Source organism: Ralstonia sp. 22111 (assembly GCF_052045895.1).
GTDB classification, from domain to species: Bacteria; Pseudomonadota; Gammaproteobacteria; order Burkholderiales; family Burkholderiaceae; genus Ralstonia; species Ralstonia wenshanensis.
Genome location: NZ_JBQEPR010000001.1, coordinates 396,580 through 414,812 on the forward strand (window position 1 = coordinate 396,580; position 18,233 = coordinate 414,812).

The following is an 18,233-nucleotide window of genomic DNA, read 5'->3' on the forward strand; positions in this document are numbered from 1 at the left end:
GCACTGCGGCGCTACATCGACCGCCCGTCAAACTGGGTGACCGGCACGCTGGCCAGATCGATGTCTTCCAGGCAGCGCACGTTGATGGCAATCATCGGCGTGCCGTCGGGCATGACGCCCTCGGCATACGGATGGATGCCGCAGGTCGGGCAGAAGCGGTGTTTGATCACGTGCTTGCGAAAGAGGTAGGTGCTTGCGTTGTCTTCGGGCGTCAGCAGCCGAACCTTGTCGCGCGCCACGAACCACAGCAGCGAGCCCTTGCGCTGGCAGATCGAGCAGTTGCATGCCATCGCGCTTTCCGGATGGCCTTCGACTTCGAACGCGACGTTGCCGCAGTGGCAGCTTCCTTTGTGTGTCATGCCGGTCTCCTGTGATGTGCGTTTTGTGGCGGGCTTGGCGCCGTCCACTATAGGCGAGCCGGTTTGGGGGCGGCGCCCCGGATTCTCGGGAATCGCCCTAGGTCTACGCCTGCGCGTGCCGATGCGACAATCGCCGCGAGCGCGCCAAACGAATGAGCCAACCAGCGCGCCGCTGACCGCCGCGCCTTGACGGCGACCGCGTCATGAGGAGCCCAACCATGCATCGCCATCGTCCTGTTGCTGTGATCCGGGCGGTTTCTGCCGCCGCCATCTTTGCCTGCTGCGCCGGCGCGTTTGCGCAAGCGTCCCAACCGGCTGCGGCAGCGGCTCCAGCCTCGGCGCCGACGCTTACGGCGCAGATCGTCAACATGGGCAGCATGACCCCGGACGAGATCGGCCCCGTCATCGCCGAGATGGGCACGCTGCGCACGAAAACACTGGTGACGGCGGCCAACGGCACGGTGGGCATCCAGGTGGGGACCGTGGCCAGGCACACGCATACGTACTCCGACGAGATCCAGTACGTGATGTCCGGCACGGCCACCGTCTGGCTCGACAGCGCGCCGCGCGAGGTGCGGGCGGGCGATCTGATCGTGATTCCGCGTGGTGTGGTGCACGGAACGCTGACCACCAGCACGGATTTCAAGGCGATGGCGATCAAGCTGCCGCCGCAGCGCGCGGGCGATACGCACAAGGTGCCGTGATATCTGCGCCCGTGATCTGCGACATGTTGGCCTGGGTCAGGGCGGGATAAAAACACCATCCCTTACAATGGCGCCCTCCTCAAGAGTCCATCGCCATGTCCGCCCCGCTCGCCAACGACACCTTCCTGCGCGCCCTGCGCCGCCAGCCGACCGACTACACGCCGCTGTGGCTGATGCGCCAGGCGGGCCGCTATCTGCCCGAGTACAACGCCACGCGTGCGCGCGCCGGCAGCTTTCTCGGCCTGGCCAAGTCGCCGGCGTATGCGACGGAAGTGACGCTGCAGCCGCTGGATCGCTACCCGCTGGACGCGGCGATTCTGTTCTCCGACATCCTGACCGTGCCCGACGCCATGGGCCTGGGCCTGTCGTTCGCGCAGGGCGAGGGCCCGCGCTTTGCCAAGCCGGTGCGCACGGAAGCCGACGTGGCGGCGCTGTCGGTGCCCGACATGTCGTCGCTGCAATACGTGTTCGATGCCGTGGCGGAAATCCGCCGTGCGCTCGTGCAGGACGGCCGCCAGCGCGTGCCGCTCATCGGCTTCTCGGGCAGCCCGTGGACGCTCGCCTGCTACATGGTGGAAGGCGGCGGTTCGGACGACTTCCGCACCGTCAAGTCGATGCTCTACGCGCGCCCGGACCTGATGCACCGCATCCTGGAGATCAACGCGCAAGCCGTGATCGACTATCTGAACGCCCAGATCGAGGCGGGTGCCCAGGCTGTGCAGGTGTTCGATACCTGGGGCGGGGCGCTTGCCGATGGCATCTACCAGGAGTTTTCGCTGGCCTACATGGCACGCGTGGTTAAAGGCATCCGCCCCGGGGCCGACGGCCAGCGCGTGCCGGTCATCCTGTTCACCAAGGGCGGTGGCCTGTGGCTTGAAGCCATGGCCGAGACCGGTGCCGACGCGCTGGGCGTGGACTGGACCGTCAACCTACAGCTCGCCCGCCAGCGAACGGCAGGGCGCGTCGCCCTGCAGGGCAACCTGGACCCGACGGTGCTGTTTGCCGAACCCGACGCCATTCGCGCCCAAGTGCGCCGCGTGCTGGAAGACTACGCCGCCAGCGGCGACAGCGACGGCCACATCTTCAACCTCGGCCACGGCATCTCGCAGTTCACGCCACCCGAAGCCGTGACGGTGCTGGTGGACGAAGTGCACAGCTTCAGCCGCGCGCTTCGCACGAAAGCGAAATAACACGATTGAGATCAATGTTGCGGTGCGATAGCGTTTGAATTGGGCCGCAGTTGTGCGTGAAGCCGGGGGCACGGGTGGAATCTTCGCCGCTTTGGTGCAGTCGGGGTGAGTGACTACTCGCGTGCTGGTGGCCCCATCTGGCCCGAAAGGGGTGTCAAGCGATTTATTTCGCGCTTTCTGGTGCGTAAGCCGGCTGTCAAGACTTGACTTATGCACAAAGCTGTCGCGGCTGGTTCTTTCCGCGGCGCAACAGGGCGGCCTGTGTGCATCCAACGCATAAGTGTTTGATTTTTATAAAAGAAAGCCGCGTGCGCGTAAATCGTGCAAGCTAGAAAAACGGTGAATCCATTGGCCTTCACGGGCGCGGCAGGCGACTTTTCAACAAAGTTATCCACAGGCCGTGTGGATAGCCGGGAAAACGGTCGCCGATCAGGGCGCCAAGGCACAAACCTCAAGTAATACTTGAACATTGAGCCGACCATGGCAATGGCTGTGAAGGCAAGGTGAGATGGGCAAGACGCATTTCCCAGGTGCACAATCCGCCGCTGCATCGCAACAATCCCTTTGCAATTCAACCGTTTGCGCTTTGCATGACCACCACCCAAGTCGACGCTGCGTTTTCTGATGCCAAGGCGTCGGCCGCCATCGTGCGGGTGGTGATCGATACGCCGCTGGATGCCGTGTTCGACTACCGGTGTGCGTCGCCTGTGCTGCCGGGGCAGTTGGTTGTGGTGCCCTTTGGCAACCGGCGCGTGGTGGCGTTGGTGGTCGACACTGCCGCGACCACCGATGTGCCCCAAGAGAAGTTGCGCGATGTCGAGCGCGTGCTCGACTGGGTACCGCCGCTCGATGGCGAATGGCGTGCCTTGGCCGAATTTGCTGCCGGCTACTACCACCGTGCACTGGGCGAGGTGACGTTGCCGGCGCTGCCGCCGTTGTGGCGCACGCCCGGAAGCTGGGACAACCTTGCCCGACAGGCCAACGAAACCGTCTATGTGATGTTCGAACCGGCCCGGGCCGCGTTGCTGGACAGCATTCCGAAACGTGCGTCCGGCGCCATGCGCCTGGCCGAAGCGCTCACCGGCGATGGTGAGTTGAGCACCAGCGCGGCGGTCGAGCTGCACGGGCAAGCCGTTGCCAAGCTGCGGGATTGGGCGACGGTCGGATGGCTGCGCGCAGAACTGCGGCCGAAGGCGCTGTTGCCGCAACCGCTCGAATTGCCTGCGCCTTCGGTCGCACCCGCCCTGAACGACGAACAGGCTGCCGCCGTGGCCGCCATTGCCCAAGCTGGCGCGGCTGGCACATTCAGCCCGTTCCTTCTGTACGGCGTCACCGGCAGCGGCAAGACCGAGGTCTACCTGCACGCCATCGCCGATGCCCTGGCGCGCGACCCGGCCGCACAGGTTCTGATGCTGGTGCCCGAGATCAACCTGACGCCGCAACTGGAAGCGCGCATCGCCGCACGTTTTCCCGGCGTGCCGATGGCGGCGCTGCACAGCGGCCTGGCCGAGCAGCCGCGTGCGCTGAACTGGCTGGCCGCGCATCGCGGCGAGGCCCGCATCGTGCTCGGCACGCGGCTGGCGATGCTGGCGTCGCTGCCCAACCTCGCGCTCATCCTCGTCGACGAAGAACACGACACGTCGTACAAGCAGCAGGAGGGGCTGCGCTATTCCGCACGCGACCTGGCGCTATGGCGTGCCAAGCAGCGGAACATCCCCGTGGTGCTGGGCTCCGCCACGCCGTCGCTGGAAACCTGGTGGCGCGCCGAGCAGACCGCCACCACGCGTCTGACGCTCTCGCAACGCGCGCAGGCTGAAGCCGTGCTGCCGCGCGTGTCGCTCATCGATTTGAACCTCGAGCGCCGCGCCGGGCGCCAGATTCGCGATGGGCTGTCCAAACCGCTCGTCGATGCGATTGCCGATCGTCTGGCGCGTGGCGAACAAAGCCTGCTGTTCCTCAACCGCCGCGGCTACGCGCCCGTGCTGTCCTGCGACGCATGCGGCTGGCTGTCGGGCTGCCCGCGTTGCTCGGCGTACCTGGTGCTGCACAAGCCGGAGCGGCGCCTGCGCTGTCACCACTGCGGGTATGAATCGCGCATCCCCCATCACTGCCCCGACTGCGGCAACGTTGATATCGCCCCGCTCGGGCGCGGCACCCAGCGCATCGAAGAGACGCTTGGCGAACTGTTTCCGCAAGCCCGCGTCGCCCGCATCGACGCCGATTCCACCCGCCGCAAGGGCAGCGCCGAAGCGCTGTTCGACACCGTGCACGAAGGCAGCGTCGACATCCTGATCGGCACGCAGATGGTCGCCAAAGGGCATGACTTTCAGCGCGTGACGCTGGTGGGCGTGGTGGCGCCGGACCCCTCGCTCTTCAGCCATGACTTTCGCGCCGGCGAGCATCTATTTGCCTCGCTGATGCAGGTGGCGGGCCGTGCCGGCCGGGCCGGGCTGGCCGGCGAGGTGCTGATCCAGACGCGGTATCCGGATGCGCCGGCGCTGCAGGCGCTGGTTCGGCACGATTACGGCGGTTTTGCGCGCCAGTTGCTGCGGGAACGCAAGCAAGCCGGTTTGCCGCCGTTTTCCTATCAAGCGCTGCTCACCGCCGAGCACAAGGAAGTCGCGCGCGCGCTGGAGTTCTTGGGCGCGGCGCGTTCGGCTGGTGAAGCCTTGGCGGCTGAATTGGGCGCACCGGTGTTTTTGCATGATCCGGTGCCGATGACGATGGTGCGGCTGGCCAACCGCGAGCGCGCGCAACTGTTGGTGGAAAGTGCCTCGCGCGCGGCCCTGCAAAAGCTGCTATCCGCCTGGACGGACGGGTTTGCCGGCATCAGCAAGACCGTGAAAGGCGTGCGCTGGCAGTTGGAGATCGATCCACTGCGGATCTGATCCCGGGGTCGGAACACGGGCGGTGGACCCCACACAGCGAAACGCGAGGGTCAAACCGCGGTGCTCCACTGTCCGAGCTCCAAAATCTCGACCGAAAACTGTGGCACGTCCGCCTTCAGGCGTGGAGCGCGACCCTGAAACCGCGGAGCGCGACGGTCCGAGGCCTGCGCATGGGCCGAAAACCATGAATTCAACGAATCTCCGAGGCTGGAGCGCGACCGGAAAAGACTGAAGCGTCACGGTCCAGGGTCGGAACATGAGCCTCGGACCGTGGCGATCGACCATCCAAGCCTCGAACGCCACGATAAAACCCTGGAGCGCGACCGTCCGAGCATCATGCATGAGCCTGAAACGGTGAAATGCGAGGCTCAGACCGTGGAACGCCACAAGAAAACACTCCTGCACGAGGCTCGGAGGCTGAACCGTCAGCGTTCAACCGTGGCGTGCCAGGGTTTTCCTTCACATCCCCCCGAAGGTGCGCATTTCCCTAACCCGGCGCATGTGCGGTTGCACCAAATCTAGCCCTTTTGAAGCAAGGGGTTCTACTAGGTTGCACCTTCCGAGTTGCCGGGCGTATGATCCGCTCCGATTTGCCGGCCACAAGCTTTGGCAATGGCAGCTAAGGATAGGAACCCACATGGCTACAACCACCCTCGGGGTCAAGCTGGACGATGCTTCGCGTGAACGCCTCAAGCGCGTTGCGCAGTCCATTGACCGCACGCCGCATTGGCTGATCAAGCAGGCGATCTTCACGTATCTGGATCAAGTGGAGCGGGGGCAGCTGCCAACTGATGCAAACGGCCCGGTGGCGGATGGCCTCCCGTCCGCCGCCGCAGCCGTCTCGGACGTGCACGAGGGTGACGAACCTGCGGTGCAACCGTTTCTCGAATTCGCACAGAGCGTGCAACCGCAGTCGGTCTTGCGCGCTGCCATCACGGCCGCCTACCGCCGGCCCGAAACCGAAGCCATTCCGATGCTGCTGGAGCAGGCTCGCCTGCCGGGCGCGCTCGCCTCGGAAGCCAAGCAGCTCGCCCGCGATCTGGCCGGCAAGCTGCGCACGCAAAAGGTCGGCACCGGCCGCGAGGGCCTGGTGCAGGGCCTGATCCAAGAATTTTCCTTGTCGAGCCAGGAAGGCGTGGCGCTGATGTGCTTGGCCGAGGCACTGCTGCGCATTCCCGACAAGGCCACGCGCGACGCGCTCATCCGCGACAAGATCAGCAACGGCAACTGGTATTCGCATGTCGGCCAGAGCCCGTCGCTGTTCGTGAACGCTGCCACCTGGGGCCTGCTGCTCACGGGCAAGCTGGTTGCCACGCACAACGAAGCAGGGTTGTCGAAGGCGCTCACGCGCATCATCGGCAAGAGCGGTGAGCCGCTCATCCGCAAGGGCGTGGACATGGCGATGCGCCTGATGGGCGAGCAGTTCGTCACCGGCGAAACCATTTCCGAAGCGCTGGCCAACGCGCGCAAGTTCGAGGCCGAAGGCTTCCGCTATTCCTACGACATGCTCGGCGAGGCCGCGATGACGGAGGAAGACGCCCAGCGCTACCTCGCGTCGTACGAGCAGGCCATCCGCGCGATCGGGCAGGCCTCGGGCGGGCGCGGCATCTACGAAGGGCCGGGCATCTCGATCAAGCTGTCGGCGCTGCATCCGCGCTACAGCCGCGCGCAGTACGACCGCACGATCAACGAGCTGTATCCGCGCGTGAAGGCGCTGGCGATGCTGGCGCGTGAATACGACATCGGCATCAACATCGATGCGGAAGAAGCCGACCGCCTGGAGCTGTCGCTCGATCTGCTGGAGCGCCTGTGCTTTGCGCCTGAGCTTGCCGGCTGGAACGGCATCGGCTTCGTGGTGCAGGGCTACCAGAAGCGCTGCCCGTTCGTGCTGGACTACATCATCGATCTGGCCCGCCGCAGCAAGCACCGCCTGATGATCCGCCTGGTGAAGGGCGCGTACTGGGACAGCGAGGTCAAGCGCGCCCAGGTCGACGGCCTGGAGGGCTATCCGGTCTACACGCGCAAGGTCTACACCGACGTGTCGTACCTGGCCTGCGCCCGCAAGCTGCTGGCCGCCCCGGAGGCGATCTTCCCGCAGTTCGCCACGCACAATGCGCACACACTGGCGGCCATTTATCACATGGCCGGCCAGAACTATTACCCCGGCCAATACGAATTCCAGTGCCTGCACGGCATGGGCGAACCGCTGTACGAACAGGTCGTGGGCAACAAGCCGGGCAAGCTGAACCGCCCGTGCCGCATCTACGCGCCGGTCGGTACGCACGAAACGCTGCTGGCCTACCTCGTGCGCCGCCTGCTGGAAAACGGCGCCAATACCTCGTTCGTGAACCGCATTGCGGACGAGTCGATTCCGCTGGACGACCTCGTCGCCGACCCGGTGGCGGTGGTGGAAAAGATGCACGCCGATGAAGGGACGCTCGGCCTGCCGCATCCGAAGATTCCGCTGCCGCGCCATCTCTACGGTGACGTGCGCGCCAACTCGTCGGGCATCGACCTGGCGAACGAGCAGCGCCTGGCGTCGTTGTCGTCCGCTCTTCTTGCAGGCACGAGCACGGTCTGGAACGCCGAGCCGACCATTGGCGATGCGCCGTACGTGGGCGGCACGGCACAGCCGGTGCGCAATCCGTCCGACCTGCGCGATATCGTCGGCCATGTGACGGAAGCCACCGAAGCCGACGTGGATGCCGCCCTGTCGGCCGCCGCCGCCGCCGCCCCGATCTGGCAAGCCACGCCGCCTGAGGCGCGCGCCGCGCTGCTCGACCGCGCCGCCGACCTGATGGAAGGCGAGATGCAGCACCTGATGGGGCTGATCATCCGCGAGGCGGGCAAGACGCTGTCCAACGCCATCGCCGAGGTGCGCGAGGCCGTCGACTTCCTGCGCTACTACGCGGCACAGGTGCGCGGCGGGTTCTCCAACGACACGCACCGTCCGCTGGGCCCGGTGGTCTGCATCAGCCCGTGGAACTTCCCGCTGGCGATCTTCACCGGCCAGGTCAGCGCCGCGCTGGCAGCCGGCAACCCGGTGTTGGCCAAGCCCGCTGAACAGACCCCGCTGATTGCCGCCCAGGCTGTGCGCATCCTGCGCGAGGCCGGCGTGCCGGCCGGTGCCGTGCAACTGCTGCCGGGCCGCGGCGAGACTGTTGGCGCCGCGCTTGTGAAGGACATGCGCACCAAGGGCGTGATGTTCACCGGCTCGACCGAGGTGGCGCGCATCCTGCAGCGCACGCTGGCTGGCCGCCTGGATGCCAACGGCGCGCCGATCCCCCTGATTGCCGAGACTGGAGGTCAGAACGCGATGATTGTCGATTCTTCTGCGCTGGCCGAGCAGGTGGTGGCGGATGTGCTGTCGTCTGCGTTTGATTCGGCAGGCCAGCGTTGCTCGGCGCTGCGCGTGCTGTGCCTGCAGGATGACGTCGCCGACCGTGTGCTCGCGATGCTCAAGGGCGGCATGGCCGAGCTGGCAATGGGCAATCCGGATCGCCTTGCCACCGATGTCGGCCCGGTGATCGACGCCGAAGCCCGCGACAACATCGTCGGCCACATCGAAGCGATGCGCGCCAAGGGCCGCCGCGTGCATCAGGCGCCTGTGCCGGCTGCATGCGCGCACGGTACCTTCGTGCCGCCGACGGTGATCGAACTCGACAGCCTGTCGGACCTGACGCGCGAGATCTTCGGCCCCGTGCTGCACGTGGTTCGCTGGAAACGCACGGCAGACAACGCCGGCCTGACCAAGCTGATCGAGCAGATCAACGGCACGGGCTACGGCCTGACGCTGGGCATCCACACGCGTATCGACGAGACCATCGCGCACGTGGTGGACCGCGCGCACGTCGGCAACCTGTATGTGAACCGCAATATCGTCGGCGCGGTGGTGGGCGTGCAGCCGTTCGGCGGCGAAGGGCTGTCGGGCACGGGCCCGAAGGCTGGCGGCCCGCTGTATCTGCTGCGTTTGCTCTCGACGTGCCCGCAGGACGGCATGCGCACCGCGCTGCAACTGACCGCAGGTGCCGGTACGGACATCGATACCGATGCGCGCCGCGCGCTGCTGGCGCCGTTCGATGCACTGACGGACTGGGCGCGCAAGCAGGCGCCTGAGCTGGCATCGCTGTGCGAACGCCTGGCTGCGGCGTCTGCCACGGGCGCCACGGCCACGCTGCCGGGCCCGACGGGCGAGCGCAACACCTACACGCTGCTGCCGCGCGAAGCGGTGCTGTGCGTGGCGGCCGATCCGGCCGATTGGCTGCGCCAGTTGGCGGCGATTCTGGCCGTTGGCAGCGTGGCCGTTGTGCAGGAAAACCCTGCCATCGAAGCGGTACTTCGGGGCCTGCCGGCGGCAGTACAATCGCGCGTCCGCGTGGTCGGGTCGACCGACGAAGCGGCGTTTGATGCGGTGCTGCACCACGGCGATTCGGACCATCTGCGCGCCATTTGCGAAGGACTGGCACGACGTGCCGGCCCCATCGTGGGCGTGCAAGGCCTGCCGCATGGCGGGGAGGGGCTGGCGCTGGAGCGCCTGCTGATCGAGCGTTCGCTGTCGGTCAATACGGCCGCGGCGGGTGGCAACGCCAGCCTGATGACCATCGGCTGACGGGGAGCACGAGCAGGATTCGCAGCGCCATCCGCACGACGGGTGCGGATGGAGCGCGAAGCGGGAGGAGGGCGACGGTGATCCCGTCGCGCTATTGATCCAAATTGCGTTTGAACTAGGAGACGCACAAATGAAATTGAAGCAACTGTGTCTGGCCGCCGCCCTGTGCGCGCTGGCGGGTGGGGCATCGGCCCAGGAAGTCATCAAGCTGGGCTACGCCGGCCCGATGACCGGTCCTCAAGCCCAGTACGGCAAGGACATGCAGAACGGCCTGACGCTGGCGGTCGAGGAGTTCAACGCCACGCATCCGAAGATCGCCGGCAAGGAAGTCAAGTTCCAGCTGATCTCGGAAGACGACCAAGCTGACCCGAAGACCGGCACCACCGTCGCACAGAAGCTTGTGGACAGCGGCATCAAGGGCATGCTGGGCCACTTCAACTCGGGTACGACCATCCCGGCCTCGCGCATTTACAACAACGCGGGCATCGCAGAAATTGCGATGGCAACGGCACCGGAATACACGAAGCAAGGCTACAAGACGACGTTCCGCATGATGACCTCCGACACCCAGCAGGGTTCGGTGGTCGGCACGTACGCCGTCAAGAAGCTGGGCTACAAGAACATCGCCATCGTTGATGACCGCACGGCTTACGGCCAAGGTCTGGCAGACGAATTCGAGAAGGCGGCCAAGGCTGCCGGCGCCACCATCGTGCGTCGCGAGTTCACCAACGACAAGGCCAGCGACTTCAAGTCGATCCTCACGCAGATCAAGTCCAAGAAGCCTGACGCCGTGTTCTACGGCGGCGCGGAAGGCCAATCGGCTCCGCTGGTCAAGCAGATGCGCGAACTGGGCATGAAGTCCACGCTGATGTCGGGCGAAATGTCCAAGACCGACGACTTCATCAAGCTGGCTGGCGCGCAATCGGCCGAAGGCGTGGTGTGCTCGCTGGCTGGTCTGCCGCTGGAGCAGATGCCGGGCGGCGCCGCCTACAAGGCCCGCTATGAGAAGCGCTTCGGCACGCCGGTGCAGACGTACTCGCCGTACGCCTACGACGGCGCAATGGCCCTGATGCAAGCCATGGTCAAGGCCGGCTCGTCGGATCCGAGCAAGTACCTGCCGATCCTGGCCGCGACCAACATGCAAGGCGTGACCGCCAAGCACTACGCCTATGACGAGAAGGGCGACCTGAAGGACGGCGGCATCACCGTCTACAAGGTCACCGGTGGCAAGTGGACGCCGCTGGAGAGCGTGGGCGGCAAGTAATCCGACCGGCTCTCAGCCATTCGCAGTATGAAAACCGCCCTCCGGGGCGGTTTTTCTTTGCCGGTGGCGAATGACTCCAAACGCAGAGTTGTCGCTTTCTGCGCCGAAAATCATCTATCCATTGTTAAATAGCGCGTAACACGGGTCTAACGCGTGTCAGTGCTTGGCTGACTTTTCCGATCGGGTGCTTCGGGTACCATGTCGGCCATGACAGGACTTCACGATCTCTTCCCTTCGTGGCCGCCCGCACCTGGCGGTCTCTTCTGGATCGGGCTGGCGCTGGTCGGCGCGGCGTTGTGCGGCGAGTTCGCGCGCGCCGCGCTCAAGCTGCCCCGCATCGTCGGCTATGCGGCGGCGGGGCTGGTGGCCGGCGTGCTCGGCCGCCCGCTCATCGACGCCGACATGCTCGACCAGACCCACATCCTGATCGAGATGGCGCTGGCGTTGGCGCTGTTCGAACTGGGGCACCGGCTGTCATTCGAGTGGCTGCGTGCCAATCGTTGGCTCTTGCTCACCAGCGGCTTCGAGAGCCTGCTGACCTGGGGCCTCGTCACCTGGGTGCTGCAGTTGTTTGGCGTGGCGGCGCCGGTGGCGGTGGCTGCAGGCGCCATCGCGGTGGCCACGTCCCCCACGGTGCTGCTGCAACTCAAGAACGAACTGCGCGCCGAAGGCCAGGTGACGGAGCGGTTGCTCTCGTTGGGCGCGCTCAACAGCATCTACGCAAGCGTGCTGGCGCCGCTCACCGCCGGGTGGCTGCACAGCGAATACGGCCATTGGGCGGCGGCGCTGTTCCATCCCCTGTACCTGCTGGCAGGTTCCGTGCTTCTAGCCTGGGTGGTCGGCAAGGTGGGCCACGCGCTGTATCACCGCATGGCAGGTGACGATCACTACGCGTTCCTGGTGCTGGTGGGCCTGGTGCTGTTTGCGCTGGCGATGGCCAAGCTGCTCAAGCTGTCGGTGCCGCTCACGCTGCTGCTGGCAGGCGTGGTGTTCAAGCACCAGGACGATCATCCGCGTGTGTGGCCGTCGCATTTCGGCAGCGCGGGCAGCATCCTGATTGTGGTGATGATCGTGTCGCTCGGCTTGCCGCTCAAGGCGTCGGACTGGGTGATCGGCGGTGTGGCGGCGGTGGCGCTGGTGCTGTCACGCTTCATCGCCAAACTGGCGGCCACAACGGCGCTGGGCTCGTTCTCGGGGCTGTCGATGCGGCAGAGTATCGCGCTGGGCCTGGCGCTTGGGCCCATGTCGGGACTGTCATGGTTGCTGATGCACGATACGGCGGCTTTGTATCCGCAAACCGGTGGCCCGTTGGCGGCCATCATTTTGTGCACGCTGGCTATCCAGCAGATTGCTGCACCGATCCTGACCGCGCGCTCGCTGCGCTGGGCAGGTGAGGTGCGACAAGACGAAGGGAGGCACTGAGCCCCATGTCCCTCGATCCATTCTCGAAATCCGAAGCCCTGACGTTTGGCGTCGAGCTGGAATTGCAGCTCGTCAATCGCCATGACTACGACCTCGCTTCGGCGTCGCCAGACCTGCTGCGCATGCTCAAGGGCAAGGAATACCCCGGCGACATCAAGCCCGAGATCACCGATTCGATGATCGAGATCTCCACCGGCATCTGCCACAGCCACGATGAAGCGCTCTGGCAGTTGCGCGAGATGCGCGACCGCATGGCCGAAGCCGCCACGGCGCTGAACATCGGCATCTGCGGCGGCGGCACGCATCCGTTCCAGCAGTGGAGCCAGCGCCAGATTTCGCAATCGCCGCGCTATCAGTACATCTCGGATCTGTACGGTTACCTCGCCAAGCAGTTCACGGTATTCGGCCAGCACGTGCACATTGGCTGCCCGAATCCCGACGATGCGCTGTACCTGCTGCACGCCATGTCGCGCTACGTGCCGCACTTCATTGCGCTGGCGGCGTCGTCGCCGTTCGTGCAGGGCGTGGATACGGGGTTTGCTTCGGCGCGCATGAATTCGGTCAGCGCCTTCCCGATGTCGGGCCGTGCGCCGTTCGTGCTCACGTGGGACGCCTTCATCGCGTACTTCGACAAGATGCACGCCACCGGCGTGATCGAGAGCATGAAGGACTTCTACTGGGACATCCGCCCCAAGCCCGAATTCGGCACGATCGAAGTCCGCGTGATGGACACCCCGCTGACCGTCGAACGCGCCGCCGCCATCGCCGCCTACATTCAGGCGCTGGGCCGCTGGCTGCTGCTCGATCGCCCGTTCATGCCCGTGGAAGACGATTACCTCGTCTACACCTTCAACCGCTTCCAGGCGTGCCGCTTCGGGCTGGCCGGCGAATACGTCGACCCGGCCACGGGCAACCGTGGGGCGCTGGCCGATCACATCCTGGAGACGAGCAAGGTGCTGTCGGCACACGCCGAAGCGCTGTCGTCCGAAGGCGCGCTCGACATGGTGCGGGAGGTGGTGGAGGCGCGCGATGCGGATGCCGAATGGATCCGAGCGGCGCAACGTGAAACCCGCAACCTGCACGAGACCGTGCGACGCGGTTGCGGGCGTTGGACGCAGGCGGCAACGCAGCCCGCCTGATGCATCCCGGAACGGTCAGCCGTTGCGGACCGTTCCGGGCGCTTCCAGCCAGCGCTGCATGAACACGAGGTCGAGCCACTGGCCGTGCTTGATGGCGGCCTCGGGCATGCGGCCCACTTCTTTGAAGCCGAGCTTTTCGTGCAGGCGGATCGAGCCTGCATTGGCGCCGTCGATGGCGCCCACCATCAGGTGCTTGCCCAGTGCCGCGGCACGCTCGCAGAGCGCCTCGACCAGCAGGCTGCCCAGTCCCTTGCCGCGCCAGTCGCGGTGAATGTGCACCGAGTGCTCGACGGTGGTGCGAAAGCCCGGGTACGGCCGGAAATCCCCAAACGATGCAACGCCTGCAACTTGCCCGTCATCGTCAGCCACCAGCACCGGATACCCCTGCGTGGCGCGCAAGGCCAGCCATGCGGTGCGGTCTTCCAGCGTGACCGGTGTTTCGGTGTAGATCGCGTTGGAGTTGGCAATCACATCGTTGTAGATGTCGACGATGGCCGGCAGGTCGGCCTGCGTTGCGTCTCGGAGCAGCATGGTGCGTGGCGGGGTCAATGAGTCGGACGCACCGCCAGAACGCGGCGCGCAAACGCCCAGCATACCAAGGCGAACACGATCAGCCCGAGCCATTGCGCCGTGCCTTCAAACGAGGCGCCCACGATCGCCAGCGGAGCATCCTTGCCCGTGGCCCCGATGACGGCTGCCATCAGCACGCCCACCAGGCTTTCACCCACGATCAGGCCCGACGCCAGCAGCACGCCGTGGCGGTTCGGCACCTCGGCATAGCGCGCGTACGGCACACCGGCCGCCTGCGCGCGCTTGGCGAGAATCTTCTCGATGACCCACGCCAGCACCGCGCCCGTCACCAGCACCGTGCTGATCGTCGGCGGCAGGTAGATGCCGATGCCGACCGCCAGCACCGGCAGCCGGGCGACGCCGCCACGCTGCTTGAGCGCCCAGTCGACGGCGATCAGCAGCATGCCGATGACGATGCCGGCAATCACCATGTTCCATTCCAACTGGTGCGTGAAGATGCCGGTGGCAATGGCCGTCATGAGCGTGGCCTGCGGTGCGGACAGCGCTTGCGCCGCGTCCATGCCGGCACGCGGCAGCGCGCCCGGAAAGCCATACGCGTTGTACAGCAGCTCCAGCACCGGCGAGATGACCGCCGCGCCCGCCACACAGCCGATCAGCAGTGCCACCTGCTGGCGCCATGGTGTGGCTCCGACCAGCCAGCCGGTCTTCAGATCCTGCAGGTTGTCATTGGAGATGGTCGCCACGGCCACCACGGCCGACGTTGTGAAAATGGCCAGCGCAATGCCCAGCTTGCTCGCTTCCGGCGAGCCCACGATGCCGTTGTCCGCGCCGATGGCCAACAGCAGCAGCGACACCAGGGTGATGGCGATGATGCCGATGCCCGAAATCGGGCTCGACGACGAACCGATCAGCCCGGCCATGTAGCCGCACGCCGCCGCCACCAGAAAGCCGAACACCACCGCAAAGATCACCGCGCAGGTGATCAGCGTCCAGCGCGAGCCAGCCGACAGCATGGTCGGCGCCAGGAACGCGGCAAACGTGATCACCAGCACCACGACCATGGCCAGCGTGACCAGCAGGATCCAACGCGGCGCCATGTCCTGCTCGGTACGCAGCGCGCCATCGGCTTTCGGGCGCAAGCTACCGAACGAGCGCTTCACGCCGTGCACCACCGGGCCGATCAGCGTGCCCAGCGTCCACACGGCCGCCACTGCAATCACGCCGGCACCGATAAAGCGCACCTGCGTGCGCCACACATCCGTGCCGAACGCCGAGAGCGCCTTGCCCGCCGGCATCGGCGTGATGGACGTCAGATACGGCACGGCGATGCCCCAGGCGATCACCAGGCCCACCAGCATGGCCAGCCCGGCCACCAGCCCGATCAGGTAGCCCGCGCCCAGCAGTGCCGTTGAAAAGCCCAGCGGCAAGCGCACCACTGCGGCACCCGCCGCGAACCACCAGCTTGCCCCTTCGCCCAGCAAGCGCAGGCCGCTCGTTGCAAACGCCACGATGGCCGCGACAATGCCGCCCGCGGCTAGGTCGCGCATGCCGGTGGCGGCCGGCACCGCCTCGTCATCGGCCGCGTCTTCACCGTCCGCCGACTGGCCGCTACCTACACGCAGAATTTCTGCTGCCGCCACGCCTTCGGGATAAGGCAGGTCGCTCTGCACCACCATGGCGTGGCGCAGCGGAATCGTGAACACCACGCCCAGCATGCCGCCCGCCATGCACACACCAAACGTTTGCCAAAACGGGAAACCTTGCCAGTGCCCAATCATCACCAGGCCGGGCAGGATGAAGATGATGGAAGACAGTGTTCCGGCCGCAGACGCCTGTGTCTGCACCATGTTGTTCTCAAGGATGTTCGTGCCGCCGAGCATGCGCAGCACCGCCATCGAAATGACCGCTGCCGGAATCGCCGATGAGAACGTCAGGCCGACCTTCAGGCCGAGGTACACGTTTGAAGCGGTAAAAATTACGGTGATGATGGCACCGAGGATCATGCCGCGTAGCGTCAGCTCCGGCAGGGTCGCTGCCGGAATGTGCTTGGGAGGATGGAGGGATTGCATCCTGCGGGTCTCCAAAGAGGGTTCTTGTGGCGCGGATTATAGGAGTGGATAGGGGCGGGGGCTTGTGCGTTTTTTTTGGGGTGTCCTCTAGATTTGTTGTTTGTGGTCCATCTGTGTTTCGTACCCTGCCCGGCACGACTCACTTTTCTTTGTCTTGCCAAAGAAAAGTAAGCAAAAGAAAGGCGCGCCCGAGATGGCGACTTCCCCTTGAATTTGTGTGACCGTGCGGCGAAGGAGGCAAACTCGCTGCGCTCAGACAAGCCTCCTTCCTTGATCCGCCCGCTCACAAAAATTCAAGGCGCCATCAAGGGCTCAACGTCAAAAGCAAAAGGCCAACCCGTCGTGAGGTTGGCCTTGTCGTTTGGGCTGGCGCCCAGAGGGTGTGGCTGTTGTCCTTTGACTTTCCTGCCCTAGATGGCGCCTTGAATTTCTGTTGCAGGGAGGAAAAAGGAAGGGAAACTGTCTGAGCGCAGCAAGTTTTTCCCTTCCCCTCCCTGCGACATAAATTCAAGGAGTCTTTCGCCATCTCGGGCGCGCCTTTCTTTGCTTACTTTCTTTGGGCAAGACCAAAGAAAGTGAGTCAGCCCCGGCAGGGGATGAAACAAGGGATGCACCAACAGCCCAAAACCCAAACCAAAAATCAACACTCCACAATATTCACCGCCAACCCACCCCGCGCCGTCTCCTTGTACTTCGTCTTCATATCCGCGCCAGTCTCGCGCATCGTCTTGATGACCGAATCCAGCGAAACATAATGCGTGCCATCCCCACGCAACGCCATGCGCGCCGCATTCACCGCCTTCACCGACGCCATCGCATTACGCTCGATACACGGAATCTGCACCAGCCCGCCAACCGGGTCGCATGTCAGCCCGAGGTTGTGCTCCATGCCGATCTCCGCAGCGTTTTCGACTTGCGCAGGCGTGCCGCCCAGCACGGCCGCCAGCGCGCCCGCCGCCATCGAACACGCCACACCGACTTCGCCCTGGCACCCGACTTCTGCGCCCGAGATTGACGCGTTCATCTTGTAAAGCATGCCGATCGCGCCGGCGGTGAGCAGGAAATCCACCACGCCGTTGTCGTTCGCGCCGGGGACGAACCGGTCGTAGTAATGCATCACCGCCGGGATGATCCCCGCTGCGCCGTTGGTCGGTGCCGTGACAACGCGCCCGCCTGCGGCGTTCTCTTCGTTGACGGCAATCGCATACAGATTCACCCAGTCGATGACCGACAGCGGGTCGGACAGCGTGCGTTCGGCCTGCACCGTAAGCCGTGAATACAACTCCGCCGCGCGGCGACGCACGTGGAACGGCCCCGGCAGCTCGCCTTCCGTGCGGCAACCGCGCGCCACGCACGCCTGCATCACGTGCCAGATGTTGAGCAGACCAGCACGCACTTCGGCCTCGGTGCGCCACGTCAGTTCGTTTTCGAGCATCAGCCGGGCAATGGATTTGCCCGTCGATTCGCACATCGCCAGCATCTCTTTGCCGCTGCGGAACGGATGCGGCAACTGGTCGTGCGCCGCCAGCACCTGCGTGTTGGGTGCACCAGCCGTGACGACAAAGCCACCGCCCACCGACAGGTAGCGCGCCTCGCGTAGCCGTTCTCCGGCCGCATCGAAGGCGTGGAACTTCATGCCGTTCGGATGCTCGGCCATCGCTTCGCGGCGGTAGAAGGCGATGTGTTCCTTTTCGGTAAAGCGCATCGCGTGACGGCCCAGCAGCGACAGCGACTGCGATGCACGCAGCTCCGCCAGCTTGGCATCGATGGTGTCGGGGTCGATTGTGTCCGGCGCCTCGCCCATCAGGCCGAGGATGACGCCGCGGTCCGTGCCGTGGCCTTTGCCGGTGGCACCGAGCGAGCCGTACAGCTCGACACGCACGCTGGCGACTTGCGACATCAGCCCATCGGCTTCGAGGCCGGAGGCGAACATGAGCGCGGCGCGCATCGGCCCGACGGTGTGCGAGCTGGACGGGCCAATGCCGATCTTGAAGAGGTCGAAAACAGAAACAGCCATGGGTGAGGCTCCGGGGGCGTTAAAGGGTGCAAGCGGCTTGT

At 65.3% G+C, this 18,233-nt stretch carries 11 protein-coding genes; 7 read left to right on the forward strand and 4 right to left on the reverse strand.

Going from position 1 to position 18,233, the window contains the following annotated elements; all coding sequences use genetic code 11:
• Positions 1-11 precede the first annotated feature (11 nt).
• A complete protein-coding gene (locus ACTJK4_RS01895; RefSeq protein ID WP_232041376.1) occupies positions 12-359 on the reverse strand; it encodes a GFA family protein in 348 nt (115 codons plus the stop codon).
• Positions 360-577: 218 nt separating this feature from the next.
• Between ACTJK4_RS01895 and ACTJK4_RS01900 the strand changes: the two genes are divergently transcribed.
• The 7 genes from ACTJK4_RS01900 (at position 578) to ACTJK4_RS01930 (ending at position 13,575) form a co-directional block, all read left to right on the forward strand.
• Entirely contained in the window at positions 578-1,063 is a 486-nt protein-coding gene (locus ACTJK4_RS01900; RefSeq protein WP_316880606.1) for a cupin domain-containing protein, read from the forward strand.
• A 95-nt stretch (positions 1,064-1,158) separates the two neighbouring features.
• A complete protein-coding gene (hemE, locus tag ACTJK4_RS01905; protein ID WP_232041374.1) occupies positions 1,159-2,253 on the forward strand; it encodes a uroporphyrinogen decarboxylase in 1,095 nt (364 codons plus the stop codon).
• Between the two features lie 590 nt (positions 2,254-2,843).
• Positions 2,844-5,141 carry a primosomal protein N' gene (locus ACTJK4_RS01910; RefSeq protein ID WP_433865704.1) on the forward strand — a complete coding sequence of 766 codons (2,298 nt, stop codon included), beginning with the start codon at positions 2,844-2,846 and terminating at the stop codon, positions 5,139-5,141.
• A gap of 637 nt (positions 5,142-5,778) precedes the next feature.
• On the forward strand, positions 5,779-9,750 hold the full coding sequence (gene putA / locus ACTJK4_RS01915; protein ID WP_440815646.1) for a trifunctional transcriptional regulator/proline dehydrogenase/L-glutamate gamma-semialdehyde dehydrogenase: 3,972 nt from the start codon (positions 5,779-5,781) through the stop codon (positions 9,748-9,750).
• 130 nt (positions 9,751-9,880) lie between these two features.
• Positions 9,881-11,014 carry a branched-chain amino acid ABC transporter substrate-binding protein gene (locus ACTJK4_RS01920; protein WP_232041371.1) on the forward strand — a complete coding sequence of 378 codons (1,134 nt, stop codon included), beginning with the start codon at positions 9,881-9,883 and terminating at the stop codon, positions 11,012-11,014.
• A gap of 198 nt (positions 11,015-11,212) precedes the next feature.
• Positions 11,213-12,436 (forward strand): cation:proton antiporter, encoded by a 1,224-nt coding sequence (locus tag ACTJK4_RS01925; protein WP_414561269.1) that lies wholly within the window; start codon positions 11,213-11,215, stop codon positions 12,434-12,436.
• A gap of 5 nt (positions 12,437-12,441) precedes the next feature.
• Complete coding sequence (locus tag ACTJK4_RS01930; protein ID WP_440815650.1) at positions 12,442-13,575, forward strand: YbdK family carboxylate-amine ligase; 1,134 nt, start codon at positions 12,442-12,444, stop codon at positions 13,573-13,575.
• A gap of 15 nt (positions 13,576-13,590) precedes the next feature.
• Here ACTJK4_RS01930 and ACTJK4_RS01935 read toward each other — a convergent pair whose 3' ends face one another.
• From ACTJK4_RS01935 to ACTJK4_RS01945, 3 genes are all read right to left on the reverse strand, one after another.
• The gene (locus tag ACTJK4_RS01935; protein ID WP_440076393.1) at positions 13,591-14,106 is read right to left on the reverse strand and encodes an N-acetyltransferase family protein; all 516 of its coding nucleotides are present in this window, start codon (positions 14,104-14,106) and stop codon (positions 13,591-13,593) included.
• 14 nt (positions 14,107-14,120) lie between these two features.
• Positions 14,121-16,175 (reverse strand): OPT family oligopeptide transporter, encoded by a 2,055-nt coding sequence (locus ACTJK4_RS01940; protein WP_440076392.1) that lies wholly within the window; start codon positions 16,173-16,175, stop codon positions 14,121-14,123.
• Between the two features lie 640 nt (positions 16,176-16,815).
• Positions 16,816-18,192, reverse strand: a complete 1,377-nt coding sequence (locus tag ACTJK4_RS01945) for an L-serine ammonia-lyase (RefSeq protein ID WP_322018723.1) — start codon at positions 18,190-18,192, stop codon at positions 16,816-16,818.
• Between the last annotated feature and the right edge of the window lie 41 nt (positions 18,193-18,233).

What these genes read in the sequence shown, in the direction of transcription:
- ACTJK4_RS01895 (WP_232041376.1), bottom strand. Translation starts at nt 359, where the DNA reads ATGACACACAAAGGAAGCTGCCACTGCGGCAACGTCGCGTTCGAAGTC.
- ACTJK4_RS01900 (WP_316880606.1), top strand. Translation starts at nt 578, where the DNA reads ATGCATCGCCATCGTCCTGTTGCTGTGATCCGGGCGGTTTCTGCCGCC.
- hemE (WP_232041374.1), top strand. Translation starts at nt 1,159, where the DNA reads ATGTCCGCCCCGCTCGCCAACGACACCTTCCTGCGCGCCCTGCGCCGC.
- ACTJK4_RS01910 (WP_433865704.1), top strand. Translation starts at nt 2,844, where the DNA reads ATGACCACCACCCAAGTCGACGCTGCGTTTTCTGATGCCAAGGCGTCG.
- putA (WP_440815646.1), top strand. Translation starts at nt 5,779, where the DNA reads ATGGCTACAACCACCCTCGGGGTCAAGCTGGACGATGCTTCGCGTGAA.
- ACTJK4_RS01920 (WP_232041371.1), top strand. Translation starts at nt 9,881, where the DNA reads ATGAAATTGAAGCAACTGTGTCTGGCCGCCGCCCTGTGCGCGCTGGCG.
- ACTJK4_RS01925 (WP_414561269.1), top strand. Translation starts at nt 11,213, where the DNA reads ATGTCGGCCATGACAGGACTTCACGATCTCTTCCCTTCGTGGCCGCCC.
- ACTJK4_RS01930 (WP_440815650.1), top strand. Translation starts at nt 12,442, where the DNA reads ATGTCCCTCGATCCATTCTCGAAATCCGAAGCCCTGACGTTTGGCGTC.
- ACTJK4_RS01935 (WP_440076393.1), bottom strand. Translation starts at nt 14,106, where the DNA reads ATGCTGCTCCGAGACGCAACGCAGGCCGACCTGCCGGCCATCGTCGAC.
- ACTJK4_RS01940 (WP_440076392.1), bottom strand. Translation starts at nt 16,175, where the DNA reads ATGCAATCCCTCCATCCTCCCAAGCACATTCCGGCAGCGACCCTGCCG.
- ACTJK4_RS01945 (WP_322018723.1), bottom strand. Translation starts at nt 18,192, where the DNA reads ATGGCTGTTTCTGTTTTCGACCTCTTCAAGATCGGCATTGGCCCGTCC.